The sequence below is a fragment of the Pseudotabrizicola sp. genome (assembly GCF_030656345.1).
In the GTDB taxonomy this organism is placed as follows: Bacteria; Pseudomonadota; Alphaproteobacteria; order Rhodobacterales; family Rhodobacteraceae; genus Pseudotabrizicola.
In genome coordinates this window covers 25878-43619 of record NZ_JAUSNR010000015.1, presented here as the reverse complement: position 1 = coordinate 43619, position 17742 = coordinate 25878, and the positions used below count along the sequence as shown (strand labels likewise).

Here is a 17742-nt window from a genome sequence, read left to right as displayed (position 1 = left end):
CTTTTTTGTGGGCGGTTCAGACGCTGCGCTTGTCCGCCTTGGCAGGCCACCAGGCGGTCAAGAGGCCCAGCAGGATGCCCCAGGTCACACCGGCCAGGTGCGCGACCTGCACCACGAAGAGTTCGTGCGTGCTGTCCCACACCACGGGTCGCTGCCAGGCCTGCTCCAGCGCCACCTTGGAGAGCACCGCGACCGCGAGCAGAACACCCCAGAACCGCGCACGCTGGATCGGCAGGCGCTCCAGCGCCAGGTGCACCGCCACCACCAGCGCGCCGGCGTGCAGCAGGCCCGAGAGGCCGACCACCTGTCGCACGTCGGGCCACAGCAGCAAGGAGAGTTGGACCAGCGGCCACGCCAGCAGCCAGGCCAGCGTGCAGCGCCCATCGGGCCGCACGACCCAGCCAATGGTGAGGTAGGCGCCCAGCACCAGCAGGTTGCCGATCAGGTGCGGAGCATTCAGGTGGACCCAGGCGCTGGTCCACAGGGTCCAGGGATGCAGTGTCCAGGTGTCGGCGTGCCAGATGAGCGCATCGGTCCAATGGCCGCCCGACCACCACACCACCACGCTGACCGCGCCATGCACACAGCACAGCGCCAGCCAGCTCAGCGGGCGTGTCATGCCGGCCGCGATGCGCCGGTGTGCGGGCCCAGCACGTGCTGCCACAAGGCCCGCACGGCGTCTGCCGAGGCCTGCACCGCCTCGGCGTCCACCTGTGTCGGGGCTTCGTCCAGGCGCGCGCGGTGCTGGATCTGGCGCAGTTCGCGGTAGGCCTGCGCGGCCGCCTCACCCATGCCGGGCTCCAGCAGGCCCGCCGCCTCGGCGCGGCGCAGCAGGTTGATGTTGCCGGTATTGGCGCGCAGCTCGGGGTGGGTGCGTGAGTGCAGCAGCACCAGGTACTGCATGACGAACTCAACGTCGACCATGCCGCCGGGGCTGTGCTTCACGTCAAACCGGGTGCCGCGCACCGGGTGTGCCTGGCGCACCTTCTCGCGCATGGACACGATCTCGCGCGCGAGCGAATCGCCGTCGCGCAGCGCGGTGATCACGTCTTCACGCACCGCATCAAAACGCCCGGCCAGCGACACGCCACCGAGCACGAAGCGCGCCCGTGTCATGGCCTGGTGCTCCCACGTCCAGGCGGTGTTGCTGCCGCGCTGCTGCTGGTAGTTGGTGTAGGCCTGGAAGCTCGTGACCAGCAGGCCCGAGTTGCCGTTGGGGCGCAGCGCGGTGTCGATTTCGAACAGGTCGCCCTCGCCGGTTTTCACCGTGAGCCAGTTGATCATTTTGCGCACGAAAGCGGCGTAGATTTCGCCGGCGTTCTCGTGCTCATCTTCATAAACGAAAACGATGTCCAGATCGCTGCCGTAGCCGAGCTCCTTGCCCCCGAGCTTGCCGTAGCCAATGATGGCAAACGCCGGCTCGTCGCGGTGGCGGTTCTTCAGGCGCGCCCAGCACCAGCGCGCGGTCAGGCGCAGCACCGAGTCGGCCAGGGCCGAGAGGTCGTCGGCCACCTGCTCGACCGTGAGCACCTGTTCCAGGTCACGCGCAAGGGTGCGGAACACCTCGGCGTGGTGGGCGCGGCGCAGCAAATTCAGCAGCGCCTCTTCATCGTCTTCGCCGGTGGAGCGCAGGGCGACTCGGCGCGATTCGAGTTCGACCTCGAACTGCGCCGCATCAAAGCGGTCGGTGAGCAGTTGCTGGCTCGCCAGTTCGTCGATCACGCCCGGATGTTGCAGCAGGTAGCGCGCGGGCCACTTGGCAGCGCCCAGCAGGCGCAGCAGGCGCTCGTGCACCGAAGGCCGCTCCTGCAGCAGCGCCAGGTAACTGTCACGGCGCAACATGGGTTCGATCCAGTCGGCCATGCGCAGCGCGGCTTCTTCGCTCACTCGGCCCTCTTCGAGCCAGGCGCCGGTGCGCTGCACCAGCCGCACCAGGCGAAAGCGGCTGTCTTCCTTGAGCGCCAGCACGCGCGGGTGTTCGCGCCACTGCGACACCCGGGCCGCAAACGCTTCCGGGAGCTGCGCCAGCACGCTCTGAAGATCGTCGGCCGGGCCGCTTTTGCCGTTGCAACCCTTGCCGTTGCAGCCGCCGTTGGTGGGGCCGCCGAGCAGCGTGTCGAACTCCTGCGCCACCAGTTCACGGTGGGCATCGAGCGTGTGCAGGAACTCGCACACGTTGGCGCAACCCATGGTCGCGGCCATCCAGGCCAGGTCGTCGTCGCGTGTGGGCATCACATGCGTCTGCTGGTCGTCCAGGTACTGGATGCGGTGCTCGACCCGGCGCAGAAAACGGTAGGCCTCCGCCAGCGCGTCGGCTGAAGCTTGCGGCATGAGGCTGGCGCGGCACAGGCGCGGCAGTGCGTCGAGTGTGGGTCGGGTGCGCAGTTCCGGGAACTGGCCACCGCGCACCACCTGCAGCAGCTGCACGGTGAACTCCACCTCGCGGATGCCGCCGCGCGAGAGCTTCACGTCGTTGGCGCGGCCGGGGTTGCCGGCGGCGCGCTTGGACGCGTGCTCGCGGATCTGGCGGTGCAGCGTGCGCAGAGCTTCGAATACGCCGTAGTCGAGGTATCGGCGGAACACGAACGGCAGCACCGAGCCGCGCAAGGCGTTGGCGCCGCCGGCCGCCACGCAGGCCGCTGGTGCGATCACGCGGCTCTTGAGCCAGGCGAAGCGCTCCCATTCGCGGCCCTGCACCAGGAAATATTCTTCGAGCGCGCCGAGCGACACCGCGCTCGGTCCCGAGTTGCCGTTCGGCCGCAGCGCCAGGTCCACCCGGAACACGTTGCCGTGTTCGGTGGTTTCGCCCACCGTGTTGTAGATGTGCTTGACGGCCTTGCCGAAGTACTCGTGGTTGCTGATGCGGTTGCGGCCCTGCGCGTTGCCGGCGGTCTCACCGTCGTGGTCGTACACGTAGATCAGGTCGATGTCGCTGGACACATTGAGTTCACGCGCGCCGAGCTTTCCCATGCCCACCACCCACAGCTGCGCCCGGGCGGTCTGGCCCTGTGCGTCGGTGTATTGCGGCGCACCAAACAGGTCGTCGAGTTCGGCGCAGGCGAGTTCGCAGGCCACGTCGAGCGCGATCTCGGCCAGCTCGGTCACGGCGCGGGTGACCGCCTGCAGCGGTGCACCCTCTTCACAGTCGAGCACCACCAGGCGCTCCAGCACCAGCTGGCGCAGCACGCGCAACGCAGCCGGCATGGGCAGGCCGCGCTGCGTCAAGGTGCCCAGACAGGCCTGCATGCTGGACCGCACCGGTTCGCCGGGCGGCAGGCAGGCGAGTTCATCGGGATAGCGCCGGCGCACGCGCTGCACAAAACGGGAGTGATCGGCGCGGCGATCGGCCAGCGACAACTCAGGCAATGCGTTCACATTTGATGACAAAGGGGCAACGTCCGTGTTGGAAACCGTGAGATGACTGGCCGTCATAATTTGCGCTGGACATGAACCATCAACTACCGGCCACTGGTGCCTCCTCTGCACCACATGCAACAGCCTCGAGATCCCTCAAGACATTTGCCGTGGTCAGCCGCCTGTTGTTGTGGCTGTTGCTGGCGGTCTGGGGGCTCTTTGCGCTGACCTGGGCCGGCTTGAATGGCGCGATTGTGCCCCGAATCGGCGAATGGCGTCCTGAGCTGGAAAGGTGGGCTACCGAGGCGGTCGGGGTACCGGTGCGCATCGGCGAAATCCGCGCCGAATCGGGTAGCGGCGGCGCCAGTTTCCTGCCCACACTCATGCCGTCCTTCGAGCTGCGCGATGTGCAGCTGATCGATGCACAAGGCCGCGTGGCGTTGCAGTTGCCATTGGTGCGCACCGCCATGTCGGTGCAGTCGCTGTGGCGAGGCGGCTTCGAGCAGGTGGTGATCGAAGCGCCTGTCCTCGACGTGCGCCGCACCGCCCAGGGCCGCATCGAGGTGGCCGGTCTGGACATGTCCGGGCCCAGCCACGACAGCCAGGCGGCCGACTGGTTTTTTGCCCAGCGCGAGTTCGTGATCCGCCGCGGCACCGTGCGCTGGACCGACGACCAGCGTCGCCAACCCACACTGGCCTTGGGTGAACTCGACTTTGTGAGCCGCAACACCACGCGCACGCACCACTGGCGCATCGATGCCACACCACCGCCCGAGTGGGGTGATCGCCTGAGCCTGCGTGGCCAGCTGCGCGAGCCGCTGCTCTCGCTGGGCCAGCGCGCGAGCGGCCAGCCGGTCTGGCACGACTGGAGCGGCGAGGTCTTTGCCGACTTCGCCCGCGTCGACGTGGCCCGGCTGCGCGCCTATGTGGACCTGTCCGATCGTGGCGTGGAGGTGCGCACCGGCGAGGGCGCGCTGCGCGCCTGGGCGCAGGTGGAGCGCGGGCAGGTGGTTGCCGTGACGGCCGACCTGGCGCTGCAGAACGTCGAAGCGCAGCTCGGCCCGCAGCTGCCAGCGCTGGCGCTGGAGAACGTGCAGGGACGGCTGGCCGTGCAGTGGAACGCCGAAGGGTTTGGTGTGACCACGGAGGACCTGCGCTTTCGCACGCGCGAGGGCGAAACCTGGCCCGGTGGCCGCCTGCTGGTCAAGCATGTGGCGCGCAGCACCAACCAGGCGCCCAGCGTGGAGGTGAGCGCCGAACAACTCGATCTGGCGGCGCTGGCGGACATTGCCGAACGGGTGCCGCTGCCCGCAGTGGTCCGCAGCTGGCTGCAGCGGCTGCAGCCCGCCGGCCGCATGGACGGTTTCACCGCCCGCTGGCAAGGCCCTGCCACGGCATCGGCCGATGCGGTGGAGGGCGCCATCGACTGGACGCAGGGCAGCTACCAGGCGCGTGGCCGTGTGCAGGACCTTGCGCTGGCGGGTGAGCCCAGTGGCCAGATGTCCTTGAGTGGCCGCTTCCCGTTGCCGGGCCGACCCGGCATCACCGGTGCCACGGTCGACTTCGATCTGAACCAGAGCGGCGGGCGCGCCCGCATCACCGTGGCCGACGGCTCCATCGAGCTGCCCGACATCTTTGAAGAGGCGCGCATTCCACTGCAGCGGCTGGCGGCCGACGCGTCGTGGCAGCTGCAGGGCGATCTCATCGAAGCCCAGCTGGACAACATGACCCTGGCCAACGCCGACGCCGAGGGCACTGCCCAGGTGAAGTGGCAGACCAGCGACCCGGCCACCAGCCCGTCCAGGTCCCGCTTCCCCGGCGTGATCGATCTGACGGCCCAGCTGACACGCGCCGACGGCACCCGGGTGCACCGCTACCTGCCGCTCACCGTGGATGCCGAGGCGCGGCGCTACGTGCGCGAAGCCGTGCTCGCGGGCCGTGCGAGCACGGTGGACTTCCGCATCCAGGGCGACATGGACCGCCTGCCCTTCAAGAACGCAGAGGCCCCGAGCGAATTCCGCATCTCGGCCCAGCTCGGCGGGGTCGACTTCGACTACCTGCCCACCAGCTTTCAGCCGGCCGATGCCGCACCCTGGCCGGGTCTGCGGGGCTTCTCGGGGCAGCTGGTGCTGGACCACCTGAAGCTGAACATCTCCGGCGGCACATCGGGCGTGGTGGGAGCGACCGGTGTGCGTCTGAGCGATGGCGCGGTGGAGCTCGACGACCTGGCCCGCGACACCACTCTGACGGTCAGGACCCGTGCCCAGGGTCCCGCCAGCGCCATGCTGGGTTTTGTGCAGAGTTCGCCCCTCAAGACCCTCACCGGTGAGGCGCTGGCACAGACCACGGTCGGGGGCAACGCCGACCTGGGCATGACCCTCAAACTGCCCTTGTTTGACCTGAATGCCTTCACGGTGGCGGGCACGGTGGCGTTCGACGGCAACGACCTGAAGTTCCACCCCGCAGCGCCGTTGCTGGCGCGCACCCGCGGCACGCTGGCCTTCACCGAGCAGGGCTTTGTGGTGCTCGGGGGCAACACCCGCGTGTTCGGCGGCGACATGAAATTTGAAGGGGGCCTGCGCCCCAACCCGCAAGGTGTGGCGCGCCTGCAGTTCCGCGGCCAGGGCGTGGCCAGCGCGGAGGGTCTGCGTGACGGGGGACTGGGCGCTGCCTCCAGCCTGTTCCGGAACGCGTCCGGCTCGGCCGCGTACACCGCACAGCTGGGTTTTCGCGGCGGTGTGCCCGAGCTGCAGGTGGTCAGCACGCTGCAGGGCATGGCGCTGAACCTGCCCGCTCCACTGGGCAAAACGGCCGACGCGGTGCTGCCGCTGCGCGTGGACACCGCGGTGCTCAGCGTCGACGGCGACGTGGCCGCCACCGACCGCGTGGCGCTGGAGCTGGGGTCTGCGCTGGCGCCGCTGGTCTCGCTGCGCTACGAACGCGACATCACCGAAGCGGTGCCGCGTGTGTTGCGTGGCAGCGTGGCGGTGGGGCTGGAGGGCGGTGATGCTGCTCCCATGCCCGCCACCGGTGTGGTGGGCAACCTGCGACTCGATCAGCTCGACCTCGATGCCTGGTCGCAGCTGGCCGGCCGAGCCGGTGTGCGCGTGCCCACGGCTGCCACGTTGAGCGCGATCGACCAGGACGCCGAACTCGCCTACCTGCCCACCACGCTGGCGCTGCGCACCAACCGGTTGACGCTGGAAGGCCGCAGCTTCAACCGGGTGGTGGTGGGCGGCTCGCGCGAGGGCACGCAGTGGCGCGCCAACGTGACCGCCGACGAACTCAACGGTTATGTGGAGGTGCGCCAGGCCGGGCCCAACACGGCGGGCAGTGTGTTTGCCCGGCTCGCGCGCCTGAAGCTGGAGCCCACGGCGGCCACCGAGGTGGAGCAGCTGCTGAGCCAGCCCACCAGCGTGCCCGCACTCGACATTGCGGTGGAAGAACTGGAATTTGGCGGGCGGCGCCTGGGTCGTGTGGAGGTGGAGGCGGTCAACCGCGGCGGGCCCACCCGGGCGGGCGAATGGCGGCTGACCAAGTTCCGGCTCGCCGTGCCCGAAGCGCGTCTCAGCGCCACCGGCAACTGGGCGCCGCTCTCCGGCGCCGCCGGCGCATCGGCGGGCGAGCAGCGGCGCACCGCGCTGAGCTTCCGTCTCGATGTGGACGACTCCGGCGCCCTGCTCACGCGCTTCAACCGCCCGGGCCTGGTGCGTGGCGGCAAGGGCCGCATCGAAGGCAGCGTGGGCTGGATCGGCTCGCCCTTGGCGCCCGACTACCCCACGCTCTCGGGACAGCTGCAGGCCGACTTCGAGCGCGGCCAGTTCCTCAAGGTCGAGCCCGGTGCCGGCCGGCTGCTGGGCGTGCTCAGCCTGCAGGCCTTGCCTCGGCGCCTGGCGCTGGATTTTCGCGATGTGTTCTCCGACGGCTTCGCGTTCGACTTCGTGCGCGGCGATGCGCGCATCGAACAAGGCGTGCTGTTCACCAACAACCTGCAGATGAAGGGCGTGAACGCCGCGGTGCTGATGGAAGGCACGGCCGACCTGGCGCGTGAGCAGCAAGACCTGAAGGTGGTGGTGGTCCCGGAGATCAACGCGGGCACGGCGTCGCTGATCGCCACCGCCATCAACCCGGCCATCGGCCTGGGCAGTTTCCTTGCCCAGTTCCTGCTGCGCCAGCCGCTGCAAAGCGCCGGCACGCAGGAGTTTCGCGTCAGCGGCAGCTGGGCCGATCCACAAGTGACCAAGGTGGACCGAACGCCACCCGCCGCGCCCGCCCGCGCCCCCGCCGGGGCACTGCAGTAAGCTGACCCTCCCGAGCGCCCCGCGCGCGCCCCGGCCCACCGAAAGACGCCCATGACCATGCCTCACCAACCCCCCGTTCCCGGCCGCATGAAGGTCGCTGCGATCCAGATGGTTTCGGGCATCAGCCTGGACAACAACCTCAGCGAGGCCTTGCGGCTGTTGCGCCAGGCCGCCAACGCGGGCGCTGAACTCGCGGTGCTGCCCGAGTACTTCTGCTTCATGGGTGCGCGCGACGAAGACAAGCTGGTGCTGGCCGAGACGCCGGGCCTGGGCAAGGTGCAGGACTTTCTGTCGGACTGCGCACGCGACCTCAAGATGTGGATCGTGGGCGGCACGCTGCCCATGGCCACCGACGACCCCACGCACGCTGCCAACGCGTCGCTGGCCTACAACCCGCGGGGTGAATGCGCGAGCCGCTACGACAAGATCCACCTCTTCCGATACGACAACGGCCGCGAGCGCTACGACGAAGCGGCCGTGTTGCGTGCCGGCGAAACGCCCACCGTGTTCGAGTGCCGCGACGCCGGCGGCCAGGCCTGGCGCGTGGGCCAGAGCGTGTGTTACGACCTGCGCTTCGGCGAGCTCTACCGCATGCTCGCGGCCGATGTGCTGCTGGTGCCTTCGGCCTTCACCCACACCACCGGTCAGGCGCATTGGGAAGTGCTGTTGCGCGCGCGGGCCATCGAGAACCAGGCCTTCGTGATCGCCAGCGCGCAGGGTGGCGTGCACGAAAACGGCCGGCGCACCTGGGGCCAGACCATGGTGATCGACCCCTGGGGCGGTGTGATGGCCATGCAGGCCGAAGGCCCGGGCGTGGTCATGGCCGAGCTGGACTTCGAGCAGCTGCGCAGCGTGCGCGAGCAACTGCCTTCGCTGCAACACCGTCGCCTTTGAACCGCGAAGGTACTCCAGTGAGCGAAGGCCCGGGCGCCGAGCGCAACGACCCCGGTTCGCGCCGCTGGGGTCTGTGGGCTGCCCTGGTGTTGCTGGTTCTGGCATTGCTGGTGGTGCTGGTGTTCCTCGCGCGCGAATACGAAGAAGCCCGCGACCAGCAAGCGCTGGAGCAGGAGGCCGCGGCGGTGGTGAGCGACATCCGCAACGAGCTGTTGCGCAATGTGCAGACGCTGCAGTCGCTCAACAGCGTCTCCCCCACCGCCGACAGCTGGAATGCGCCCGCCGCCGAACTGCTGGCACAGCACCGCGAGCTGATGCGCCTGGAGTGGCGCGACAACACGCAGCGCCTCATCAGCCACCGCGACACGCCCTACCTCAGCGACGTGTTCGCCTACCTCGACCGCACGCGCGCCGTGGCCGACGTGAAGCTGGCCTGCGACAACGCCCAGCGCCAGTCGGGCCCGGCCTATTCGTCCAGCTACTTCTGGCCCATGCGCGACGGCCTGGGCATGGAGCTCATGGAGATGTGCATGCCGGTGGTGCGTTCGGGCGTGCCCAACGGTTTTCTGGTGGCCACCTACTCCTTGCCCGGCATCCTGTCCGAGTTTTCCCAGCCCGACGCCTTGCGCAGCCGCGGCCTGTCGTTCAACGACGCCGACGGCACCCGGCTGGCGCTGCACCGCATGGTGCCCGGCACGCGGCGCACCCTGAATGCCAGTGCCGTGCTGGAGTTGCCCGGGCACACGCTGATCCTGCAGATGCAGAGCCCGCGGCTGGTGGACGGACTGTTTCCCAATGTGCTCACCGCCGTGATCAGTGCGCTCTCGCTGGCCTTGCTCGCGGTGCTCGCCCTGCTAGCGCGCGACACGCGCCTGCGCCAGCGCGCCGAGCTCGGCGTGGCCGATGCGCTGGCGTTTCGCAAGGCCATGGAAGACTCGCTCGTGACCGGCCTGCGCGCGCGCGACATGACGGGGCGCATCACCTATGTGAACCCTGCGTTCTGCGACATGGTCGGGCTGAGCGCTGAACAACTCATCGGCACCGGCTTGCCTGCGCCCTGGTGGCCACCCGAGCTGGTGGACGAATACCAGCAGCGCCAGCTGGTGCGACTGGCCGGGCAGACGCTCCCGCGCGAAGGTTATGAGTCGGTGTTCCAGCGCAGCGACGGCACACGTTTTCCGGTACTCATCATCGAAGCACCGCTGATCGACGCGCAGGGCAAACAGACCGGCTTCATGAGCGCCATCCTCGACCTGACCGAGCAGCGCCGCGTGGAAGACCTCAACCGCACCTCGCAAGAGCGGCTGCAGGCCACCGCCCGCCTGGCCACGGTGGGCGAGATGGCCTCGCTGCTCAGCCACGAACTCAACCAGCCGCTGGCCGCGATTTCCAGCTACGCCAGCGGCGCCATGAACCTGCTGGAGCACCCCACGGAGTCGTTGTCGCAGGCCGACCTCTCGCAGGCCATGAAGCGCATCAGCGAACAGGCCGAGCGCGCCGGGCGCGTCATCAAGAGCGTGGCCGACTTCGTGCGGCGGCGCGAGCAGGTGCGCGAGGCGGTGAGCCCCCGGGATCTGATCGACGCCATCCAGCCGCTGCTGGTGTTGCAGGCCAAGAAACAAGGCATCCAGCTGCAGATCGCCATTGCGCCCGGCTGCCCTGCCGTGCACTGCGACCGCACCATGGTCGAACAGGTGCTGCTCAACCTGGCGCGCAACGGCATGCAGGCCATGCCGCAAGGCGACCCGGCGCTGGGGCAAGGCGCGCGGGTGCTGCGCATCGCGGTGCACCAGACGCGGCTGCACTCGGGCTTGCGCCCGGGCGGTGACCAGCACAAGGCATGGATCACCTTCGAGGTGAGCGACCACGGACTGGGCCTGAGCCCCGAGGTGCAGGCCAAGCTCTTCACACCCTTCTTCACCACGCGCACCGAAGGCATGGGCCTGGGCCTGAGCCTGTGCCGCACGGTGATCGAGCAGCACGGCGGCGCGCTGACTTTTGATCCGAACCAGCCGCGCGGCACCGTGTTCCGGTTCACGCTGCCCGCGCACCTATCATCTCGCTCATGACCCCGCACCTCGACGCCAAGATCTACCTGGTTGATGACGACGCGGGTGTGCGCGAGGCACTCGCCTGGTTGCTGCGCACGCGCCGGCTGGTAAGCGACGGCTACGACAGCGCCGAATCGTTTCTGGCCGACGCCAGCGTCCTGCAGCACGAACCCATGGCGCCCTGCTGCGTGTTGCTGGACGTGCGCATGCCCGGCATGAGTGGCCTGGCGGCGTTCGAACTGCTGCAGGCCCTGCCCTGGCGCGCGAGTTTGCCGGTGATCTTTCTCTCGGGCCATGCCGATGTGGCCACTGCGGTGGACGCGGTCAAGCGTGGGGCCTTTGATTTTTGCGAGAAACCGTTTTCCGACAACGCGCTGGTCGACCGAGTGGAACGCGCGCTGGAACAGTCGGCCCAGGTGCTGGCCCAGCGCCGCGTGCAGCGCGAACTGCAACAGCGCCTGGCCAGCCTCACCGAGCGCGAGCGCGCGGTGATGGACCTCGTGATCGCCGGCCTGCCGAACAAGCTTGTGGCCGATCAACTCAACATCAGCGTGCGCACGGTGGAGGTTCACCGCTCGCGCGTGTTCGACAAGATGGGCGTCAAGTCGGCCGTGGAGCTGGCCAATGCCCTGCGGCCTTGACGGCCCCCGCCTCGCCTCAGCGGTCTTCCGGCTTGTCTTTGCCCGGAGGTTGTTCGAGCTTCTGGCGCTCCACCTCCTCGGGCAGTTCACCACCCTTGCGCCCTGAAAACATGGTCCACCACACGATGAACACCAGCAACACCAGCGCGCCGAGCGCTTCAAGCAACAACAAGGTCATGGATCGGTTCGGTCGGTTTGTTCAGACGTTCATGCGGTTGGGGGCGAGCGGAGTGATTGTAGGAAGCTTGGTGTCCTGCGCGGTCGGCCCGGTGCAGATTCCCGCACCCGTCGCCCGGCCCGGCCCCGCCGTGGTCACAGCGCCAGTGGATGCGGGCGCGCTGCCGCCCGCGATCCAGCGGGGCAAGAGCCGCTGGACGCCGGTGAACTGGAGCGAGCTGCCGGGTTGGGGCCAGGACAGCCTGTTTGAGGCCTGGAACGCCTGGGTGCGCGGCTGCGAGCGGCCTGCGCCCGGCCAGGCGCCAGCTTGCGCCGAACTGCGCCAGCTTGCCATCGGCACACCCGCCGAGCAGCAGGCCTGGGTGATGCGCCGGTTTCAGCCCTACCGCGTGACCGAGCTGGACGGCAGCGTGCCCGACGGTCTGCTCACCGGCTACTACGAACCCATCATGGCGGCCAGCCGCGTGCCCACCGCCACCTACCGCACGCCGCTCTACGCACCACCCGCCGGGCTGCGCAATGGTCAGCCCTGGTACAGCCGCCAGGAGATCGACACCTTGCCTGCAGCGCAGGCTGCGCTGCAGGGCCGCGCCGTGGCCTGGCTGGCCGATCCCATCGACGCGCTGATCCTGCAGATCCAGGGCTCGGGACGGCTGAACCTGGTGGATGCCGATGGCCGCGCGCGTCAGGTGCGTGTGGCCTTCGCCGCGCATAACGGCCAGCCGTACCAGAGCGTGGGCCGCTGGCTGCTCGACCAGGGCGCGATCCGCGAAGCCTCGTGGTCGTCCATCAAGGCCTGGGCCGCGCAGAACCCGCAACGCCTCAACGAGATGCTGTGGAGCAACCCGCGCACCGTGTTCTTCCGCGAAGAAGCCTTGTCGGAATTCGACGCGCGCTTCGGCCCACGCGGTGCGCAAGGTGTGCCGCTCACGCCGGGCCGCTCGATCGCGGTTGATCCCCAAAGCATTCCCTACGGCACCCCCGTTTGGCTCGCCTCGCAAGGACCCACGCTGAACGTTCAGAAACTGGTGATGGCGCAAGACACGGGCGGCGCCATCGTGGGCGCGGTGCGCGCCGACCTGTTCACCGGTTGGGGTGACTGGGACGACGAGGCCTACCTCACGGCGGCGGCGCTCAAGCAACCGCTGCAGATGTGGGTGCTGGTGCCGCGCTGAGGCAGAGGCCATCAGCTGCCCAGGTGGGCACTACAGAGCGCGTGTCTTCCTGCCGGGCAGGCCCTGTCGATTTGGCGTACCGTCGTTCGTCGAGGGAATACGGGGCGCCCACAGGCGGGCGCGCCGACCGGTCAACCCAACAGGAGTGAACACATGTCATACATCGACGGTTTCGTGATCGCGGTCCCCACCGCCAACAAGCAAAAGTTCATCGAGCACGCGCGCCACTTCGACACGATGTTCATCGAGCTGGGCGCCCTCCGTGTGATCGAGGGTTGGGGCGACGACGTCCCCGACGGCAAAGTCACCGACTTCCGCCGCGCAGTGCAGGCCACGGCCGAAGAGACGGTGGCCTTTTCGTGGATCGAATGGCCGGACAAGGCCACGCGCGACGCCGGCATGAAGAAGATGATGGAAGACCCGCGCATGGACCCGTCCACACCCGGGAACCCACCCATGCCCTTCGACGGCAAACGCATGATCTTCGGCGGGTTCGAACAGGTGGTTGAAGTGAAGGCGTGACCCGTGTGGATGTCGCCTTCGATCGCGAGCGCCACCACCTCGGTCTTGCCGTGGTGGTCGGCGGCATTCCGTATCGCCGCCGAGATTGTCAGTGGCATGTCCATGATCAAGCGTTGGATGGCCCGCCTCTTTCAGAACTTGGGGATGCGCAGGGTCTTGCTGATCATGGCCGTGCCCGACAGCGCGAACAGCAGGCTCAGAGGGTGCAGCTGCCAGGGCCCGAGTTGCCACACTCCGCCCCACAGTTGCGCTCCCAGCGCACCCTGCCAGGCGGCCCATGACAACACCGCAGTAAGGATCACGCTGGTGGGGATCGGCGTGCCTTCAAAGTAGGCCACCTTGCCCGAGTCGGTGGTCAATTGTTCGGCCGTGACGTTGAAACGCGCCAACCGGCTGACGCCGCAGCAGACGAAGTAGCACAGGATGACGATGTCCCAACCGCTCTGCAGCCCCGCGGCAAAGCCCAGCGCTACCGGACCAACGCCGAAGGAGATGACGTCGGCCAGCGAATCGAGCTCGCGTCCCAGCGGCGAATGCTGGTGGCGCCAGCGCGCCACCTTGCCGTCGAAGACGTCGAAGACGAAGGCCAGCGGTGTCATGGCGGCCGACAGCAGAAAGTGCGTGAGCGAGCCGCTGGCCATGTACATCATCGCGAGGAACACCGACAACACGCCGCAGGCGGCGTTGCCCAGTGTGATGAAGTCGGCCAGATGAAACCCTCGGATCATCGTGAAGCGGCGTGGCGGGGGGTTCGAGGGCGTCATGTCAGAGTCTCCGTCGTTGGCCGTGATTGAACAGGAAACGCCAAGCCGAGCAGTGCTGCGGCGGCGTGGGGACGGGTCAAGACATGGCCGACATCAGGCATCGTGGTCAAGGCAGCTGCGTTGGGTCGCACCAGCCCGGTCATCTGTCGCAAGCCGCGTCTGCGGTCCTCATTCAGAGCAACGAAGGCCGTCTTGAAAACCAGGTGCTGATCATTGAAGGGCGATCCGCTTGCTTCGGCGTCAGTCCCAAGCCCTGCGGGGGCAGGTTGTCCAACACCGCCGCCGGCCGCTCGGTCACCAGGCGGCTGGCTTCATGGTCGCCCACCAGGCGGCGCGCCACCTTCAGCCCTTCGGTCAGGCGCGGCAGGCGCCGGCCGGTGGAGTGTGCGTCGGTGGCCAGCAGGTGGGTGTGGCCTTCGCCGATGAAGCGTTCGCCCCAGTACCGGGCGCGCTTGCCGAACACGCCGGTCAGTGCGCCCGCCGTCACCTGCATCCACGCGCCTTGTTCGATCAGCCGCAGGAACACCGGGTAGTGGCTCTCCACCCAGGTCAGCCGTTCCGGATGCGTGATGATGGGTGTGTAGCCCTCGGTGATCAGGTCGAACACCGAGGCTTCCAGCTGTGGCGGTGGTGTGGTGTGCGAGGGCTCCAGCAAAAAGTAGCGCGAGCCGTGCAGCGTGGGCACCCGGCCTGTCCTGAGCCCATCGACCAGGCCCGGCACCAGGTGCACGTCGGCCCCCACCACCAGTTTCAGCGCAATGCCGTGCTGGTCCAGCTCGGCCTGCAGGCGGGCGCAGGCCTGCGCAATGCCCGGGCCGTCGTTCATGTACATGCCGGGGTAGATGTGCGGTGTGCAGGCCATGGTGTGGATGCCGTCTTCCACGGCAATGCGCGCCATCGCCAGCGACTCGTCCAGCGTCTTCGCACCGTCGTCGATGCCCGGCAGGATGTGGCTGTGCAGATCGATCATGGCCGCATGAGCCGGCGGCGCATTGGCAGGTGTGTGTGCATGGCCTCCGCGTAGGCGGCGCGCTTCTGGGGCGACGAGAGCAGGTCGTGGGCCAGGTTGACCCGCGTGGCGGCGTCGGCCGGCCAGCCTTCGGCGGTGGCGCCAAAGTCGGGGTGCGTGAGGCGGATCATCAGGCGGTAGTGCTCGCGCAATTGCGCCGACTCGAAATCCGGGGGCAGGCCCAGCAGCGTGAAGGGGTCCGAGCCGGGGCGCAGCATCACCGTGCGCACAAAAAAGCGCGCGGCGCGGCGCAGCTCATGCGCATTGGCGGTGGCCTCAGGCAGGCTGGCCACCGGGCGCCCGGTGGCCAGCAGCATCACGCCGCCGATGTGCTCGAACAGCGGACGCGGCTCGCGCAGCACCACGCGGTAGAGCCCGGGTGATCGTTCGAAGGCCATCAGCCGGGGCAGCACGCTACGCCAGTCGGGCGGGGTCATGCGGACGACGGATCCAGCGTGGGCTCGATGCGGCTGCCCGCCGGCAGCGGCACGGGTGGGGTGTTCGCGGTGGGCACCGGGTTGGCCCGGGCGGCGCGCGGCGTCTGGCGGTCGTTGTAGCCATCGCCGTAGTAGGCCGCGTAGGCGTAGTCACTGGTGTGCTCGTTGCGCGCGTGCGTGAGCACCATGCCCATGGGTGCCAGGCCCGCGTTGCGCAGGCGGCGCAGGGCGTCCTTGATGCTGTCCTTGCGCGTGCCGCCCGCCTTCACGGCAAACACGATGTTCTGGATCTGGTTGCCCAGCACGATCGCATCGGCAATGCCCAGCAGCGGCGGCCCGTCGATCACGATCTGGTGGTAGCCCATGGCCTGCGCTTTCTCCAGCAGCATGCCCAGCCGGGGGCCCATCAGCAGTTCCACCGGGTCGGGTGGCACGGGGCCCGCCGTTATCACGGCGAGGTTGGTGACCGCCGTGTCCCGGATCAGCCCGTCGGTGTTGCGGTCCCCGCTCAGCAGGTTCGAGAGGCCGCGCTCGTTGGACATGTTGAGCATCAAGTGCACCCAGCCCTTGCGCATGTCGGCATCGATCAGCAAGACCTTCTGACCCAGCTGGGCGAAGTTGATGGCCAGCGCGAGTGCGGTGGTCGTCTTGCCCTCGCCCTTGCCGCAGCTCGTCACCATGAAGCGCTGCGGGGCACCCTCGGTCGTGCTGAACTGCAGCGCCGTGCGCATGGAGCGGTACGACTCGGCAAAGCCGCTGCGCGGTTCGCGGTGGGCCAGCAGGGCCACGGGTTCATTGCGGCCCTTCTCGGGCTTGGTGAACGGAATCAGGCCCAACAGGGGCAGGCGGTACAGGCCTTCGATCTCGTTGGCGTGTTTCACCGAATCGTCCAGCTGCTCGCGCAGCAAGGCCGCGAGCAAGCCCAGGAACAGACCCAGCATCATGCCCAGGCCGACATTGATCTTCAGGTTGGGACTGGCCGGGAACAGCGGCACCGACGCCTCGTCCACGATGCTCACGTTGTTGGTGGTGATGCCCGCGGTCACGCTCACCTCTTTGAGCCGCTGCAGCAGGCTGTCGTACACCTGCCGGTTGGTGTCGAGCTCACGGCTCAACAGGTTCATGTCCACGCTGCGGTCCTGCACATTGAGCACCTCGCTGCGGCTGCTGGACACCTTGGCCTTGAGCTGTTCTTCGGTTCTTCGGGCCGCGATGTACTGCCCCTGGATGCTGGCCAGGATGGTGTTCACCTCGGTCTTGATGCGCGCTTCCAGATCGGCGATCTGGGCCCGCGCCTGCACCATGGTGGGGTAGTCCGGCTTGTAGATGGCCAGGTTCTTGGCGTACTCGGCTTCCAGTCGCGCGCGCTGTTCCTTGTAGGCCCGAATGGCCTCGTTGACCACCGCCTGCGGCGCGCTCTCGGGGTTGAGCCGCACCTGGTTGTATTGCGTCTCGGCCTTGATGCGGTCCTGCTCCGCCTTGGCCAGCGCAGCGGAGAAGTCCACGAAGGTCTGGGTGGCCGCACTGCCCTTGTCGCCCAGGTTCAGGATCTCGTTCTTCTTCGCGTAGGTGTTGATGACGCGCTCGCTCTCTTCGAGCTTGGTCTTGGTCTGGCGGATCTGCTCTTCCAGAAATTCGCGCGCGTAAATCGACGAGTGCAGCTTGCGCTCGATGTTGGTGGCGATGAAGGCCTTGGCCATGGTGTTGGCAATGTGGGCGGCCAGCTCCGGGTCGGCGTTGAGCACCTGTACCTCGACTAGGCGCGAGTTGCGGATGGGCTCCACCGTGATCGCTTGTTTGAACTGCGCCACGGCCGCGGCCCGGCTGATCGGGCCACTGTCCTCGGGTGGTGGGGCCACCAGCGCGCGCAGCTGGCCCCACCCTTGGACGGCCCAGGCCAATGCCTTGTCGACCGGCTCCGAGCCTGTCGACAAGGCATCGACATCGCCAGCCGGGTCGGGCGCAGCGGGCGGTGCGTCCGGCTTGTACAGGCCGATTTCGTCGATCACCCGCTCGGCCAGGCTGCGGCTCTTGAGCAATTCGATTTGTGTGCGCAACTGCAGTTGATCGGATGCGGGGCCCTCGTCCAGCTCGACCTCGGCGTTGAAGCCCACCACCTTTTGCGCCACGCGGTCGATCTGCAGCAGGGCCGCGCTCTGGTAGAGCGGCGCGATGCGCAGCGTGTACAGCACGGCCGCCACGGTGCACAGGGCAGCGATGCCCACGATGGTCCATTTGTGTTTGACCCCGGCCCGCCAGAGCGACTTGAGGTCGATGCGGTCGTCGGTGATCGATTCGGGTTCGCCCCGGGCCAGCAGGTGGTCGGACAGGGCGCCCTCGCGGCGCAGGGCCAGCGCGCCCCTGGGGCCGGGAACGGCGGGCGATGGGTGTTGGTCGGTGTAAGCCATGGTGTGCAG

General features: G+C 68.2%; 13 protein-coding genes. 6 read left to right on the top strand and 7 right to left on the bottom strand.

Annotation, left to right across the window (positions count from 1 at the left end; genetic code table 11):
* Nucleotides 1-16 precede the first annotated feature (16 nt).
* Together Q7J44_RS08140 and glnE are read right to left on the bottom strand one after the other, a co-directional pair.
* On the bottom strand, nucleotides 17-619 hold the full coding sequence (locus Q7J44_RS08140) for a rhomboid family intramembrane serine protease (RefSeq protein WP_304878762.1): 603 nt from the start codon (nucleotides 617-619) through the stop codon (nucleotides 17-19).
* Nucleotides 616-3357: a bifunctional [glutamate--ammonia ligase]-adenylyl-L-tyrosine phosphorylase/[glutamate--ammonia-ligase] adenylyltransferase gene (glnE, locus tag Q7J44_RS08135; protein WP_304878760.1), complete on the bottom strand. Its 2742-nt coding sequence runs from the start codon at nucleotides 3355-3357 to the stop codon at nucleotides 616-618. Before glnE ends, Q7J44_RS08140 begins: the two co-directional genes overlap by 4 nt.
* 167 nt (nucleotides 3358-3524) lie before the next feature.
* On the opposite strand from glnE, the gene Q7J44_RS08130 reads away from it, so the two are divergent.
* From Q7J44_RS08130 to Q7J44_RS08115, 4 genes are read left to right on the top strand one after another with little or no spacing between them, the layout of a single operon-like run.
* Nucleotides 3525-7655 (top strand): YhdP family protein, encoded by a 4131-nt coding sequence (locus Q7J44_RS08130; RefSeq protein WP_304878758.1) that lies wholly within the window; start codon nucleotides 3525-3527, stop codon nucleotides 7653-7655.
* Nucleotides 7656-7706: 51 nt separating this feature from the next.
* Nucleotides 7707-8549 (top strand): carbon-nitrogen hydrolase family protein, encoded by an 843-nt coding sequence (locus Q7J44_RS08125; RefSeq protein WP_304878755.1) that lies wholly within the window; start codon nucleotides 7707-7709, stop codon nucleotides 8547-8549.
* A 17-nt stretch (nucleotides 8550-8566) separates the two neighbouring features.
* A complete protein-coding gene (locus tag Q7J44_RS08120; protein WP_304878753.1) occupies nucleotides 8567-10618 on the top strand; it encodes a nitrogen regulation protein NR(II) in 2052 nt (683 codons plus the stop codon).
* Nucleotides 10615-11241, top strand: coding sequence for a response regulator transcription factor (locus Q7J44_RS08115; protein ID WP_291216029.1), 627 nt, complete (start codon nucleotides 10615-10617; stop codon nucleotides 11239-11241). The genes Q7J44_RS08120 and Q7J44_RS08115 overlap by 4 nt, the downstream gene beginning before the upstream one ends.
* 16 nt (nucleotides 11242-11257) lie before the next feature.
* Here Q7J44_RS08115 and Q7J44_RS08110 read toward each other — a convergent pair whose 3' ends face one another.
* Entirely contained in the window at nucleotides 11258-11419 is a 162-nt protein-coding gene (locus tag Q7J44_RS08110) for a hypothetical protein (protein ID WP_291216031.1), read from the bottom strand.
* On the opposite strand from Q7J44_RS08110, the gene Q7J44_RS08105 reads away from it, so the two are divergent.
* Both Q7J44_RS08105 and Q7J44_RS08100 read left to right on the top strand, forming a co-directional pair.
* Entirely contained in the window at nucleotides 11418-12593 is a 1176-nt protein-coding gene (locus Q7J44_RS08105) for a murein transglycosylase A (RefSeq protein ID WP_304878750.1), read from the top strand. The two genes, Q7J44_RS08110 and Q7J44_RS08105, sit on opposite strands and share 2 nt — an antisense overlap.
* Before the next feature lie 153 nt (nucleotides 12594-12746).
* The gene (locus Q7J44_RS08100) at nucleotides 12747-13115 is read left to right on the top strand and encodes a DUF1428 domain-containing protein (RefSeq protein WP_304878749.1); all 369 of its coding nucleotides are present in this window, start codon (nucleotides 12747-12749) and stop codon (nucleotides 13113-13115) included.
* Between the two features lie 131 nt (nucleotides 13116-13246).
* Here Q7J44_RS08100 and Q7J44_RS08095 read toward each other — a convergent pair whose 3' ends face one another.
* The 4 genes from Q7J44_RS08095 to Q7J44_RS08080 all read right to left on the bottom strand — a co-directional run bounded on the left by Q7J44_RS08095 (nucleotide 13247) and on the right by Q7J44_RS08080 (nucleotide 17733).
* Complete coding sequence (locus tag Q7J44_RS08095; protein WP_304878747.1) at nucleotides 13247-13879, bottom strand: phosphatidylcholine/phosphatidylserine synthase; 633 nt, start codon at nucleotides 13877-13879, stop codon at nucleotides 13247-13249.
* Between the two features lie 172 nt (nucleotides 13880-14051).
* Nucleotides 14052-14849 carry a tyrosine-protein phosphatase gene (locus tag Q7J44_RS08090; RefSeq protein ID WP_304878745.1) on the bottom strand — a complete coding sequence of 266 codons (798 nt, stop codon included), beginning with the start codon at nucleotides 14847-14849 and terminating at the stop codon, nucleotides 14052-14054.
* Nucleotides 14846-15325: a DnaJ domain-containing protein gene (locus tag Q7J44_RS08085; RefSeq protein ID WP_304878743.1), complete on the bottom strand. Its 480-nt coding sequence runs from the start codon at nucleotides 15323-15325 to the stop codon at nucleotides 14846-14848. Before Q7J44_RS08085 ends, Q7J44_RS08090 begins: the two co-directional genes overlap by 4 nt.
* On the bottom strand, nucleotides 15322-17733 hold the full coding sequence (locus tag Q7J44_RS08080) for a polysaccharide biosynthesis tyrosine autokinase (protein WP_304878741.1): 2412 nt from the start codon (nucleotides 17731-17733) through the stop codon (nucleotides 15322-15324). The genes Q7J44_RS08085 and Q7J44_RS08080 overlap by 4 nt, the downstream gene beginning before the upstream one ends.
* Nucleotides 17734-17742: the final 9 nt, after the last annotated feature.